At 31.7% G+C, this 14,688-nt stretch carries 13 protein-coding genes; 11 read left to right on the forward strand and 2 right to left on the reverse strand.

The window, feature by feature from the left end:
• Positions 1–8: 8 nt before the first annotated feature.
• Positions 9–509 (reverse strand): heavy-metal-associated domain-containing protein, encoded by a 501-nt coding sequence (locus ACNG5D_RS01505; RefSeq protein ID WP_418181729.1) that lies wholly within the window; start codon positions 507–509, stop codon positions 9–11.
• A gap of 184 nt (positions 510–693) precedes the next feature.
• Between ACNG5D_RS01505 and ACNG5D_RS01510 the strand changes: the two genes are divergently transcribed.
• The 5 genes from ACNG5D_RS01510 to ACNG5D_RS01530 all read left to right on the forward strand — a co-directional run bounded on the left by ACNG5D_RS01510 (position 694) and on the right by ACNG5D_RS01530 (position 6,261).
• Complete coding sequence (locus ACNG5D_RS01510) at positions 694–1,143, forward strand: DUF4199 domain-containing protein (protein ID WP_418181730.1); 450 nt, start codon at positions 694–696, stop codon at positions 1,141–1,143.
• A 100-nt stretch (positions 1,144–1,243) separates the two neighbouring features.
• Positions 1,244–1,903: a 50S ribosomal protein L21 gene (gene rplU / locus ACNG5D_RS01515; RefSeq protein ID WP_418181731.1), complete on the forward strand. Its 660-nt coding sequence runs from the start codon at positions 1,244–1,246 to the stop codon at positions 1,901–1,903.
• 40 nt (positions 1,904–1,943) lie between these two features.
• Entirely contained in the window at positions 1,944–2,204 is a 261-nt protein-coding gene (gene rpmA / locus ACNG5D_RS01520; protein ID WP_418181732.1) for a 50S ribosomal protein L27, read from the forward strand.
• A gap of 207 nt (positions 2,205–2,411) precedes the next feature.
• Entirely contained in the window at positions 2,412–5,249 is a 2,838-nt protein-coding gene (locus tag ACNG5D_RS01525; RefSeq protein ID WP_418181733.1) for a TonB-dependent receptor, read from the forward strand.
• A 7-nt stretch (positions 5,250–5,256) separates the two neighbouring features.
• Positions 5,257–6,261: a phytase gene (locus ACNG5D_RS01530; protein ID WP_418181734.1), complete on the forward strand. Its 1,005-nt coding sequence runs from the start codon at positions 5,257–5,259 to the stop codon at positions 6,259–6,261.
• Positions 6,262–6,324: 63 nt separating this feature from the next.
• Here the strand turns inward: ACNG5D_RS01530 and ACNG5D_RS01535 are convergent, their stop codons facing one another.
• On the reverse strand, positions 6,325–6,798 hold the full coding sequence (locus tag ACNG5D_RS01535; protein WP_418181735.1) for a DUF1569 domain-containing protein: 474 nt from the start codon (positions 6,796–6,798) through the stop codon (positions 6,325–6,327).
• 98 nt (positions 6,799–6,896) lie between these two features.
• Here ACNG5D_RS01535 and ACNG5D_RS01540 point away from each other — a divergent pair, with 98 nt between their 5' ends.
• From ACNG5D_RS01540 to ACNG5D_RS01565, 6 genes are all read left to right on the forward strand, one after another.
• Positions 6,897–7,169, forward strand: coding sequence for a hypothetical protein (locus ACNG5D_RS01540; protein WP_418181736.1), 273 nt, complete (start codon positions 6,897–6,899; stop codon positions 7,167–7,169).
• Positions 7,170–7,377: 208 nt separating this feature from the next.
• The gene (locus tag ACNG5D_RS01545) at positions 7,378–8,982 is read left to right on the forward strand and encodes a hypothetical protein (RefSeq protein ID WP_418181737.1); all 1,605 of its coding nucleotides are present in this window, start codon (positions 7,378–7,380) and stop codon (positions 8,980–8,982) included.
• 248 nt (positions 8,983–9,230) lie between these two features.
• Positions 9,231–9,698: a hypothetical protein gene (locus ACNG5D_RS01550; protein WP_418181738.1), complete on the forward strand. Its 468-nt coding sequence runs from the start codon at positions 9,231–9,233 to the stop codon at positions 9,696–9,698.
• A 426-nt stretch (positions 9,699–10,124) separates the two neighbouring features.
• The gene (locus ACNG5D_RS01555) at positions 10,125–11,669 is read left to right on the forward strand and encodes a M61 family metallopeptidase (RefSeq protein ID WP_418181739.1); all 1,545 of its coding nucleotides are present in this window, start codon (positions 10,125–10,127) and stop codon (positions 11,667–11,669) included.
• A 27-nt stretch (positions 11,670–11,696) separates the two neighbouring features.
• Complete coding sequence (locus tag ACNG5D_RS01560; protein WP_418181740.1) at positions 11,697–13,490, forward strand: helix-turn-helix domain-containing protein; 1,794 nt, start codon at positions 11,697–11,699, stop codon at positions 13,488–13,490.
• 110 nt (positions 13,491–13,600) lie between these two features.
• Positions 13,601–14,680: a serine hydrolase domain-containing protein gene (locus ACNG5D_RS01565; RefSeq protein ID WP_418181741.1), complete on the forward strand. Its 1,080-nt coding sequence runs from the start codon at positions 13,601–13,603 to the stop codon at positions 14,678–14,680.
• Positions 14,681–14,688 lie beyond the last annotated feature (8 nt).

A 14,688-nucleotide genomic window follows, 5' to 3' on the forward strand; every position in this document is an offset into this window, starting at 1 on the left:
GCTAAAAATTAAGCTTCCTGTTTATCGCAACATGCTTTTTTGCAATCTGTTTTGCAAGCCATTTCTTTCCCTTCTTTGGCATCGTCTTTACAACAATCTTTTTTACAATCGGTAGAACAAGTTTTTTTAGTAGAAAAACTTTCAACAGTTTTCATATCACTTATTTTATAAGTATCAGAAACTTTTGTTACAGTTTCCTCAAGCGCTGTTGGATTTACTTTAGCAGTATTGTATTCAACCATAGCTAGCTTTTTATCGAAATTTACAGTTGCAGATTTTACACCCTCCATTTTAGATATTCTCTTTTGTATGGTAGCAGCGCAGCCTATTTGGCAAGTCATTCCTTCTATAGTGAATTCTGCTTTAGCATAAGTCGCATTTGGGTCTGTTTCTTTAGCTACTTCGGTTACAGTCTCAACCGTTTTTACTTCAGGTTGCTTTTCGTTTTTACAGCTAAAAGTAAAAGTTGTAATTATTATAAGTGTTAAAATAAATTTTATTAATTTCATCTGGGTGTGTTTTTATAGTTATAAATACAAACTTACTAAATATTGACATTTGCTACTTTAAAAAGTTGATTTTTATGATAGTTATAACACTAATTTAAGTCATATAATTGTTAAAAAAAGGGTTAAGAATTATTTTATTCCGAGAATTTTCACGAAATTTAAGAGCATTAACTCCTTTAAAATCATGAAAAATGTATCGCTTCCCATTCGTTTCGGTTTAGTTACAAGTGCTGTATTGATAGCTTATTTTTTAGTTTTAGCATTGGTAGATAAACATACAAATCCAGCTTTTAGTTTTGTAAATGCAATTATTACAAGTTTTGGAATTTATGAGGCTGTTAGGTTAAGTAAATTAGAAAACCCAAGTAAATTTTCTTATGGTGAAGGTTTTAAAACAGGTATTATAACAGGGTTTGTGGCAACAATAATTTTTACTGTTTTTTTTCTGTTTTATGCAACCGAAATAAATGTTATGTTTTTGGCAGAATTACTTCAAAGAATAAAAGGTGGTTTTAATGCCCATATTGGTATGGTAACCTTTGTAGTTGCTATTATGGGGTTGGCTACAACGGTGGTTTCTTCACTTGCAGTAATGCAACTTTTTAAAAAGACAGGAAATATTTCTCAAAATTAATAGTTAACGTTTGTAAATTAATTAATTAGCAGTATATTTGCACCCGCCTTAAGTAAATTAAGGAGTTTAATAAAAATTTAATTAATAAAAACGTTACGCTATGTACGCAATTGTAGAGATAGCAGGGCATCAATTTAAAGTTGAAAAAGACCAAAAAGTTTTTGTTAACCGTTTAGATACAGAAGAAGGTAAGAAAGTTTCTTTCGATAATGTACTTCTTTTAGCAGATGGTAACAATGTAACTGTAGGCGCCCCAGCTATAGATGGAGCACAAGTAAGTGCAAAAGTCTTAAAACACCTTAAAGGTGATAAAGTGATAGTTTTCAAGAAGAAAAGACGTAAAGGTTACCGTGTAAAAAATGGACACAGACAATCTTTAACAGAAATTGTAATTGAAAGTATTGCAGCTTCTGGAGCTAAAAAAGCAGCTCCAAAAAAAGAAACTAAAAAAGCTGAACCAAAAGTAGAAGCTAAAGCTGCTCCTAAAAAGGCTGCCGCTAAAAAAGCTACAGGTAAAGCAGACGATTTAAAGAAAATTGAAGGTATTGGACCAAAAATAGCTTCAACTTTAGCAGAAGCAGGTATTGCAACATTTGCAGAATTAGCTAAAACTGATGCAGCTAAAATATCTGAGATCATTGCCGATGTACGTGGAAATCATGTTACAGATACTTGGCCAAAGCAAGCTCAATTAGCTGCCGATGGTAAGTGGGATGAGCTTAAAAAATGGCAAGACGAATTAGATGGTGGTAAAGCTTAATAGCAACCACTTAAGTATAACAATATAAAAACTTAAGACAATGGCTCACAAAAAAGGAGTAGGTAGTTCTAAGAATGGTAGAGAATCAGAATCGAAACGATTAGGTGTTAAGATTTTTGGTGGTCAAGCTGCTATTGCTGGAAACATTATATTAAGACAACGTGGTAATACGCATCACCCAGGTGAAAATGTATACCAAGGAAAAGATCATACTTTACATGCTAAAGTTGATGGTCTAGTAAAGTTTACAAAGAAAAGAGATAATAGATCTTACGTTTCTATCGAGCCTTTTGAGGCTTAAGAAATAATTTTCTTTTAAAAGTTAAAACCCTTTCTATTTCTAGAAAGGGTTTTTTGTTTTATGTAACATTAAGTTTTTCTTAATGTTAATTTAGTATAAACCAGATGTGTTTTCTTTCACTCTATTAACGCAAATTTAAAAAATACTTAAGGCTTGCATGTTTTGGTTTTTGTTTTTTCGTACGAATAAACAATCAACAAAACAATCATGAAAAAACATTACGTATTTTTATTATTTTCACTATTATTTTCTTTAGCAATTAGCTCTCAAAATGGGAACATACAGGGTGTTGTTATAGATAATGATGGGTTAAAAGTACCTTTTAGTAACATTATTATAGAGTCTTTAAACAAAGGAACTATTTCGGATGTCGATGGAAACTTTTTGTTAGTAAACGTACCCGAAGGTAAACAAACCATAACTGTTAAGTATATTGGGTATGCAGATACTAGTACAGAGGTAACTGTAGTAGAAGGAAAAACCATTAGTATAAACATAACTATTACGCCAAAAGCTGTAGAGTTACAGGACGTTTTAATAACGAGTTATAATAGCGGCCAAGCCAAAGCTTTGAATGCGCAAAAGAATAAGCAAAATATAACCAATGTCGTTTCTACAGATCAAATTGGTAAGTTTCCAGATGCAAATATTGGCGATGCCGTAAAACGTATACCTGGAATCACGATGCAAGTCGATCAAGGTGAAGCTAGAAATATTATTGTTCGTGGTTTAGCACCACAATTAAACTCTGTTACATTAAACGGAAGCAGAATTCCTTCAGCCGAAGGCGATAACAGAAATGTACAAATGGATTTAATTCCAGCAGATATGATTCAGCTTATAGAAGTTAACAAAGCCGTAACCCCAGATATGGATGCCGATGCCTTAGGTGGCTCTGTAAACTTAGTAACAAGAACAGCTCCAGAGCATTTTAGATTATCTTCAACAATTGGTTCGGGTGTAAACTTTATTACAGACAAGCGTGTTTTAAACGGCGCTTTATTATTAGGAGATAGAACAAAAAACGGAAAATTTGGTTGGATGCTTTCAGCTTCCTTAAACGATAACGATTTTGGATCTGATAATATTGAAGCCGAGTGGACAGACGAATTCGAGTTTTTTAATGGCACCGATGAAGAAGAAGTAGATGTTAACCCATATACAAACGTTTTCGAGCAACGTACTTATGTTGTACAACGAATTAGAAGAAGCTTTTCGGCTAATTTCGATTATAAGTTTGATAATAATAACAGTATTTTTTTAAAAACAATTTATAACTGGCGAGACGATCGTGAAAACAGATACAGATTAGAGCATGAAATTTTAGATGCTGAAGATATTGAAGTTGGCGATTTTACCATTACCAACGGGGTACCAACAAGGTTTCCTGTAGAAGTAAAACGACAAACAAAAGGTGGTCGCGATAACGACAGGAATAAAAGCGCACGTCTTGAAGACCAACGTATGCAAAACTACAGCTTAGGCGGTAACCATTTGTTAGGAAAATTAAAGGTAGACTGGATGGCTGCTTTTGCAAAAGCATCAGAAGAACGCTTAAACGAACGTTATGCAGAGTACGAATCTGAATATATAATTAATAATAACGGAAATTCTAAATTCCCTTTATTTACTGCCGAAAATGCTTCAGATGCGAATAACTTAAATGCTTTTGAATTTGGAGAGATTACTGAAGAAAATCAATATACAGAAGAAGAAGATATAAATACTTTTGTAAACTTTGAGTTGCCAGTTAATTTATTTGGTTATAGTGATGGCACAGTAAAATTTGGTTTAAGAGGGCGTTTTAAAAACAAAAACAGAAAAAACAATTTTTTTGAAATATCTAGCTTAGAAAACGATTTTCCAACCTTAGCCGATATTCCAACAAAAGATTATTCAGATCCAGATTATTTAGCTGGTAGCCAATATCAAGCTGGTATTTTTGCCAACGAAAAATGGCTAGGAAGTTTAAATTTAACAGGAGGCGAGGATGTGCCAGACGAATACGTAAGAGCAAATTTTAATGTAGATGAAGATGTTTTTGGAGCTTATGCCATGACCAATCAAAAACTATCAGATAAACTAAGCATATTATTTGGTGTGAGGTTAGAAAGCACTAAAATTACAGCTATAGGAAACCAAATTGAAGACGAAGAAAACGTTGTTGGTCAAATTACAAAAGAGAGTTCTTATACAAATATACTTCCAGGCGTTCATTTTAAGTATAACCTAAATAACAATACAGTTTTTAGATTTGCATGGACAAATACATTGGCAAGACCAAACTATGCAGATTTAGTACCTTATGTTGATGTCGTTTTTGATGATGATGAAATTTTTGTTGGAAACTCAGAGCTAGATCCAACAACATCAATGAATTTTGATGTCATGGCAGAACATTACTTTAAAAATGTAGGTATTATTTCTGGAGGCTTATTTTATAAAGATATTCAAGACTTTATTTATATGTTTCAAAGTGTTACTGATGATGATAGCTTTGGAGCAGGAACAATAGATTTCGATTTATTTCAGCCTTTAAACGGCGATAATGCATCGGTTTTAGGTGTCGAGTTTGCTTTTCAGCGTCAGCTAGATTTTTTACCTAGTTTTGCTAAGAACTTTAGTATTTACTTAAACTATACGCACTTAACATCTAGTGCAGATGGTATTAGAAATGAAGATGGAGAGGAGCGTACAGATCTAGATTTGCCTAATACTGCACCAAACATGTTTAACGGGTCGTTATCTTATAGCGATAAGAAATTTAGCGCCAGACTTTCTGCCAATTTCTCAGATTCTTATATTGATGAAATTGGAGGAAATGATTTTGAAGATAGATATTACGACAAACAGTTTTTTCTAGATTTTAACGCTAGTTATAATGTAAATGATAATTTAAGTATTTATGCCGATTTAAATAATATAACAGACCAACCATTACGCTATTATCAAGGTGTAAAAGATAGAACTATGCAAGCCGAATATTATGGAGCAAAACTTACTTTTGGTATAAAGTACGATGTGTTTAAAAAGAAAAATAAATAAAAATTAAATGAATAAATTATTAATTATAGTTGGATTATTGTTAGTGTCGTGCGGAAAAAAGTTGCCTGTAATAGCGCCCAATGTTATTACAGAAAAGACATTGCACGATACCGATGATCCTGCTATATGGATAAACCCAAAACATGCCGAAAAGAGTATTGTTTTTGGTACAGATAAAGAAACCAATGGAGCAATTTATGCTTTTAATCTAGATGGCAAAATTATAGAAAGCAAAACCATAAAAAATGTAAAACGCCCAAATAATGTTGATGTAGAATATGGTTTTAAACTTAACGATTCTACAATGGTTGATGTTATAGCTTTTACCGAAAGAGAAACAAAAAAAATACGTTTATTTTCGGTGCCAGACATGAAACCATTAGATAATGGTGGTTTTCCAGTCTTTAAAAACGAAACCCAATTGGAATTTGATGCGCCAATGGGAATAGCTTTATATAAATCGCCAAAAACAAACGATATATATGCCATTGTAGGACGTAAAAATGGCCCAGAAAATGGTTATTTACATCAATATTTATTAACTTCTGATAGCTTAGGTGTACAATCTAAACTGGTTAGAACATTTGGAAGTTTTAGCGGTAAAAAAGAAATAGAAGCTATAGCGGTAGATAACGAAAATAGCATTGTTTATTATGCAGATGAAATGCACGGCATTAAAAAATACGATGCCGAACCAACTGCCGGAGATAAGGAGATTTATACATTTGGTGGCGAGTATTTTAAACGCGATATAGAAGGAATAGCTATTGCTAAATATGCCAATAAATCATTTTTAATTGTATCAAATCAGCAAGCGCATACGTTTTGTATTTTCGATTTAAAAACCAATGCGTTTATAAAAGAACTTAATTTAGGAACTCTAGAAACCGATGGTTGCGAGGTTACAACCGTAGCATTAGGAAGTAAGTTTCCAAACGGTCTTTTTGTATCTATGAATGATGAAAAGAATTTCTTTTTTCACGATTTAGCAAAATTAAAGTTGTTGGAATAATATACATTCTATTATAATTGGAAACATAAAACCCCTTTCTAGACAACAGAAAGGGGTTTTGTTTTAAGGCTTTAAAATAGCATTAATTATTTTTAAATGGTGGTTGGTATGCATTTCTAAAAAACGTAGTGTTTGTTTTTTGGGTAGCATGCCAAAAATAAAGTGTTTAAAATATGCTTTTTCAGGAAGTCTTTTTAATTTATCAATATGGTTTTTTGCAATTTGTAATTGGGTTTCTAAATCTTTAGTTGTTATAATTTCTGGCGGAATAACGTGTTTAGGTGCTTTAACCTTGCCTCTAGGAAAATACCCTAAGGGAAATAAAATGCTACGCCAAAAGCTAAATTGGTATTTGTAGTTATTAGGATTCGAGTTTTCGGTCCATTGGCTAACCGCATTAAACACCTTTAAAGTATGGTCTAGTTGCCAGCCTACACTAGCTTTAGAAATGCTAGATTTTTTTAAATCTTTATAGGGTATATTAGCCTCTATTTTGTTTAAAAGTTGGGTTAATGTTACTATCTTATTATTAGCCATAAATTAAATTATTTTTAAAAGGTATTAATAAAATTCTTAAATTTAAATCATTACCTATACAATTTGCGTTTTTTTGTTTAATTAGAAATTATTTAAATATGCTACCATTTAGATCTGAAATTAGAAATTCTCCAACACAACCAACCATTAAAATTTTTTTAAGCGATGAGTCTTTAGATGCTAGAATAAAAAAACATTTAGAGCATTTTAAAGATATTGAAACTATCGAGCTTAGAGAAAGTGTTGGGCAAAACCGTGTAAGCGAAAATATTACTGTGTTTTTAAAAGATGGTGTTGATATAAACAACATGAAAAAATCTATAGAATCTAGTTTATGGTGGTATTTTGAAGAAGACTCGATGGGTAAATAAACACAATTTATTATTTATTTTTATTAAAATTATTTATAATAAGAACACTTAACCTAATAAATGTATTTATAGGATATTGTTATAAAAGTTATTATATAACGAGTTGTGTGCAATTTGCTCACTCAAAACTACCTATTATTAGGTATTTTTATAATTAATATTATTTTTCTTACTTTTAACAAGCTATTAATCAACAAATTATTCCTTAATGAAAAAACTAACCCTTTTATTCTCGCTATTAATCTTCTTTGGATGTTCTAATGATGATTCTAAAGATTCTGAACCTAACCTAGAATTTGGAACTAAAGAAATAACTGTAACTATTCAATTACCAGAAAATACCAGTATTAATCCCAGTGATTTAACCATTTCAACGATCTTTACGGAAAATGAAACTGTTGAGAATGAAACTGGAAGTGTTGAAATTTTTGATAATGATGCATTTGAATTAATTTATGCCACAAACAGTAGCGGAAACATTGTACTAATGAGCTACATTAATCCAATTAATGGCAATGAAATTACGCTAGATTCAAAATCGACCGCAAAGACTTTAGCAATGTTTCATCCTTGGACTATGCATTTATCGGTACAAGCAAAAGAGGAAGCGTTTGCTCAAATTGAACAATTAAGTGAATTTAACGCTTACCATAACGAAGTAATTACAAATATAAATTCAGGTTCGATAGACCCTTTGGCAACCGAACAGATACTTGAATCTTTAGATGATTTTCAAACGTCAATTTTCAGCAGAGTAGAACAAGAAATTTTACCGCTTAAAATGATTGCAGAAAACAATACAATAGACTTAACAAACAGAAAAAGTAGTTTAGATTATGAAATTGAACTCTTTGGGAAAAATGGTCAACAAATTGGAGAATCTGTTGTAATTGGAGGTATTAACAAACGATTATTAAGCTGGTCTAATGTATTGAACGTTATAGATGGTAGTTTTGATTTTTTTCAACCAACAAATTTAAATATTGCTATTCCAAACGAAAACCAAGAATATCTTTTAAAGGCAGATGCTTGGTCTGGTTTTGCAGCAGTAAATAATAGTTTTGAACTTGCTTCAAATTTTATTGGTATTTTTTCTACATCAGTTGCTACAATTTTTGAAAATGCAGCCTGTGCAGTACAAATAGGAAATTTATTTGTATCCAAAGCCACAACTGTTAGCCAATTAATTACTGGTGGAGAAATGAGCAACGGACAGGCGTTAAAAGAATTAATTTTATTTTTAATTTCTGTTAAAGATGAAATATATGGAGTTACAAGTAGTTGTTCTGAATATCTGCTACCCCAATCCGCTTTCGGAAAGTTAATAGAAAAATTATCAATCATTGGTAATCTTGAAAATGGAGCTGTTTTAATATTTAACATCGCTGATATTTCTCTCTATCAAAACCAACTTGAGTTTTGTTTTAAAAGAACTGAAACTGAAATTGTAGAATGTGAAAATGAAATAGTCGGAACTTGGCAGTTTGTTTATGATTGTAGTGGTGGTCAATACCCACCTCTAGGCCCTTATGACGTTACATTTTTTGATGACTTTACAATGAATATTGAAAACGTTGGGTCAATAAACGGTTGTACAGATAATGGAACTTACTCTTTTGATGGTACAAATCTTTCATTTACATATGATACGCAATGCGATGAAACATCACCATCTGGAATGCAAAACGATAGTTGGAATTTTACAGGTTCAATAAATTCTGATAATGATTTTACTGGCGATGTTATAATATCGGTGCAAGTGGGTTCGGAGCCACCAGTCGTAACTAATTGTACAGCAGCAATAAGTAATTAAAAACTGCACACAACACCGTGTATAATTCATTGCTAGTTATAGCTTAGTTACGAAAGTCCTCGCGGACTTTCTATCTGTGATTTATTTGCTAACTTAGTGCTTAAACACGCAACGAAATCATACACAAAACCGTTGTAAACAATTATCGGAAACGTGTTTACTCAACCAAAAGGTTCGTTTACTCATTTATCTTTTTATTACTACCTATTAAGAAATAGATTTGAGTATAAATTAAAACCGTAAACAATATGAAAAGACTTTTGGCCTTATTTCTGATTTTGACCATTTTCTCGTGTGAACGAAAAGAAATCACAAAAGCGGACTTATCATTCAAACTAATAAGTTTTAGTAGTTTTTATGGAGCAGAACCTGAGCAATTAGAGAAATTTGAAAAAATATTTGACGGTATTAGAAAAAATCCTATCGCAAAAAAACAGGACAAAGAATTAGACGATTTTTTTGTTAGACTAAACGATAAAGGATTATTAACATCACCTTACATAAACCTACGAATTGGAAACGATTCGACTTTGGTCGTTTACTTGTCCGAAACTGAATACAAAAAAGTTAAAGATTTTAATCATAACGATTTACAAAAACGGAATAAAAAAGTAGAATTAGAACTTGAAATTGTAAAGAAAGATGTTGACATTTATTATACTGAACGAATTTTAAGCGTGAATGAGGTTGACGGAAAAACATATTGGAAAAAATAACAGTTTACAACAAAGAACTGAGGTAAAAAACAAGTAAAAATTATTGTTTTATAACCAAAGTACTTCTAAACTCAGGGTTATAAGGTAATCCATTTTTCACTATAGCAAAAGCCCGTTTTAATAGTTTATTACAAATAGCTATTAGGACTCAAGTTAAAAAAAACAAAAAGCGCAATTAATCTGTACAATCAAATAAGATTGCATGTATCTTTAGACTATAAAACACCAAATAAGGTATATTTAAAAACAGCCTAGATTCAATTTTTAACCTGTAGCCATATTTCCAAGACAAGACACATTAAGATTCTTAAGAAATCACACACAAAAGCTACACTAGAAAGCCTTCAGAAAATTATTAGTTTTTTAAAAGTGTAACATTTACAGTTAAAAATGGTCTATTATAACAAATAATTAAACCTAAATAAAATGATGACAAATCGAGTATTCTATTTTAATATTATCGTAGGAATCATTAGTTTTTTATTAATTAATTGTAAATCAAAAAACACTAAATTAAAAAATAAAGAAGACATATCATATACAATAACATTTGATGCTAACAATAAAAAACTGGCTAAAGTCCAAGCTGTTTTTACTCCAAAGGATAGTATATTATACATGGGTTGGGGAGCAACTAACCTGCCTAAAAGGTGGGCTACTTTTGTTCATAACATTAAGGTTACCAACGCGCAAAATAAACCTATTAAGATTGAAGCATTAGAAGATGCAAAGTGGCAAATAGAAGCCCCGTTAGATGATGAAGTTACACTTAGTTATGACATTCATTTAGAGCATGAAAATTATGACTGGAGTAGTGGCATTGATGCTGTTGCATACACAACCGACCTAGGAGTATTCTATACTGGTAGAACATTATTTATACTTAACGCAGAACAGCGAGAAAATATCAATATAACTTTTAATATACCGAAGAACTGGAAAATTACAAACCCTTGGACTACTACAAAATATAATCAACATTCTTATCAAGCAAATAATCATACAGATTTGCTTACTGCTCTAATTTTTGCTGGAACACACAAGGAAATTGCTATTAAAAGAGAAGATTTTGAATTGGTTTTTGCGTTAGGTTCTGAGGATATTCGTAATCAGGAAGTAGAATTAAAAAATTTAGCACAAGGTGTTTTAGACTATTATATTGAACTTATGGGAGGCATTCCAAATCCTAGCCCAGAAACCCCTTTAAATAAATCTGTAGTTGTTATCAGTTCGTCAGACAAAACGGATGGAGAAGCCATGGGGAATAACATTAGTGTTTTAATTGAAAAAAATGGAAATGAATTATCAAAAACATTTTCAAGGTTCATCTTTGCGCATGAATTTTTTCATCTTTGGAGTGGTAAATCATTTAGCCCTGCCTCTAATGATACCGAATGGTTTAAAGAAGGGTTTACCAATTACTATACGCTAAAAGCTTTACATCATGTCAATTTTTTAACTGATGAATCGTATTTAGATTTCTTAAGTAGCTTTTTTTACAAACGCTATAACGATGATGAAGGTGTTGGGAAATATGTTATGGCAGACGGTGAAAAAAAACATGACCATTGGGGACTAGTTTATGCTGGTGGTATGCTTGCTGGAATATCTCAAGACATAATTATTCGAGATGCTACCAACAACGAAAACAGTATTGATGATTTAATGAGGTATTTATTTAAAAAATATGGTGGCACTAACAATACTTATAACATAGAAGAACTCCAACATGTAATAACTGAATTAAGTGGTACAGATCAAACCCAATTTTTTAACTCGTATATAACAGGTATAAACAAAATCCCAATTGACAAGTATTTAACTAAAACAGGGCTAAATGCTAAAATTGAAGATGGAAATTTAAAAATCTCTAAAAAGAAAGAGTTAACCCAAAAGCAAATAAATATGTTAAAAGGATTGCTTGGAGACATAAACATTCGAGAGCAACATTATAAAATTAAAAATAATTGATTATACACCTTTAAATTTTAGTAAAGTTTGAACCATCAAAAGTCTATAGCAGTACTACCATTTGTTAACATTAGTAACGATTTAAACAACGAGTATTTTAGCGATGGTATAACTGAAGAGATTATTAATGCTTTATCCAATATTAAAGCACTAAAAGTTATTGCAAGAACATCATCTTTTGCCTTTAAAGGAAAACAAGTTGATGTTAGAAAAGTCGGAAAAGAGTTAAATGTCTCTACCATACTAGAAGGAAGTGTTAGAAAAGCGAATAATCGCGTTCGCATTTCTGCACAATTAATAGACACAACAGACGGTACGCATTATTGGTCTCAAAATTTTGATCGCGAACTTGATGATATTTTCAAACTTCAAGATGAAATTAGCCTTTTAATTGCAGATAAAATACGAGAAAACTTCGGGCATTTTAACGTTGATGATTCTTTAGTTACCCATCATAATATTTCTACAGTAGCTTATCACAACTACTTAAAAGCAAAAAAACTGATTTCTCGTTTTAATAAGAACGATGCTTTAGAAGGTATTTCAATTTTAAAAAACGTCATAGAACAATATCCTGCATTTGCATTGGCTCACGTACATATTCATTATGCCTATAATATACTTGCTGCTGCTGGATTAATGCCAGTAAAAGAGGCTTTTAAAATAGGTGGGAGTTATCTCGAAACGGCACATAACTTAAAAGTAGATTTACCTGAAGTACATCATTCCTTAGGTTGGGATGCACTAAATAAAAAATGGAATTTTAAAGCCGCTGCTAGCCATCTTAAAAAAGCATTACAATTAAAGCCGGGCTATTCAGATGCGCATCAAAAACTGTTCATCACGTTAATCTTAGAAGGTAATCTAGAAGAAGCTAATACACATATCAATATAGCATACACACTAGACCCGCTTAACGATTTAAACAACTATTTTATGGGCTATAATGCCTATATAAATAAAGATGAAAAAGCAGTAAAAAGGCATTTTAAAAGGTGTTTTGAAATAAATAATAAGTTTATTGTTGGTTATGGTATTTATGCATTGGCTTTGGCTTATCAAAAACAACCAGAATATATTATTGAAGTTGCTAGTAATATTCCTGAAATGGAAGGTTCTAAAACAGAACAGCTAATCATGGCTACATTGGCATATGCCGTAATGCAAGACACTACCAAGATTGAAGCGAATTTAAAACGATTACAACCTTTACTTAATACAGATAGTCGTGAGCGTGTGCGTTTTTTCTTGATTTATATTTATACGCTTTTAAAGCAATACGATAAGGCTTTAGATTTAATTGATGAAGGTATCTTGCACAAAGAGCCTTTAATGACTTTACTTAAAGTAGATCCGTTATTAGAACCTTTACATACACTTGAACGTTTTAAAAAACAGCTTCGCATTATTTTCGCGTTATCTAACGAAAATCAAGTACAAACTGAAACCGTTGAAAAACAGTTACTTTCCAAAGTTCAAATAGCACACTATAAAGATGCTGTTTTAACTTTAATGGATAATGAAGAATGTTTCCTTGACATCACATTATCACTACGAGTGTTAGCTGATAAAGTGAATATGCATCCTAATCATTTATCGTGGTTGCTTAATGCAAGCTTCAAAAAAAACTTCAACGATTTTATCAATACATACCGTTTAGAATATTTTAAAACCATTGCTTTAAAACCAGAGTTTAAGCACATTACTATTCTTGGTCTTGCTTACGATAGTGGTTTTAATTCTAAAAGTGTGTTTAATACTTTTTTTAAAAAAATAGAAGGCATTACACCTAGTAAATGGGTGCAGCAACATTCTAAGTAAACGACTTTTTGTTATAAATTCCGAACGTTCTAAATTATAATTTAGCACGACTCATAACTGTTTATGCTTCAATTTTGCAGTATCAAATAATCAATTAAAAACAAACAGTTATGATAAATTTACACAAATTTTTAGTCGCATTAGCAATTAGCATGGTCATGCTCTTTACATCATGCTCAACAGATGATGATAACAACACACCTTCTATTAACTACACTTCTGCTGAAGACTTATTAACCAATATAGACTTTAAAGGTTATGCCATTATCACCAAAAACGGAAACGATTTAGTACGACAAGGTTTTGGTTTAGCTAATGAAGATACAGCGCTTCCTCAAGATTACGAATTGGCTTATCGTATTGGTTCGGTATCTAAAACATTAACAGCAGCTGCAATTATTCAGCTAAAACGCGATGGGTATATTACAAATTACAATCAAACTTTAGATGAATTTGATCCTGAGTTTCCAAACGGAAATCAAATTAGTATTGCACAACTTTTGTCACATCAATCAGGTATTCCAGATTATCAGTTTGTTGTTGAAGACGCTTCAGCACAAGGCCACTTTTTTGATGAAGAGGACATCTATGAAGTAATTATTGAAATGATAACAGAAAACGGACTTAACTTTACACCTGGCTCAGGAAAACAATATAGCAATTCCAATTATCTTATCGCTGCATTATTAGTGGAGGAACTTACTGAAATGTCTTACCACGAGTACATTCAGCAAAATATTTTTAATCCTTTGCAAATAACAAATACTTATAGAGGAGAGGATAATATTAACCCAAACACGCATGCCGAAGGTTATAACAATGGTAGCGCAAATAGTATTTATCCTATGAGTTTAGCTTTTGGAGCTGGTGATTTTAGTAGCACACCAAAAGATATGGAAACTTGGACAAATGCGGTAAAAACAAACTGGTTTACAACTACCGAAAAAGATGCCATATTCGTGCAAGATGTACCAAGCGGTTATGTAGATTTTGGTTTAGGCTGGTTTACCACACAAGAGGGGAACACTACACTTTACTGGCATGGTGGCGATATAGATGGTTATTGGAGCATGATTGGCTTTGTACCCGAATACGACGCTACTATTGTGCTATTAAGTAACCAACAAGACGACTCTGGCGAGCAACGCAATACCATTATTCAACAATTGTTAACTAACGAATTTAATTAAAACTCACT

The sequence above is a fragment of the Algibacter ulvanivorans genome, from assembly GCF_048381495.1.
Lineage (GTDB): Bacteria > Bacteroidota > Bacteroidia > Flavobacteriales > Flavobacteriaceae > Algibacter_B > Algibacter_B ulvanivorans.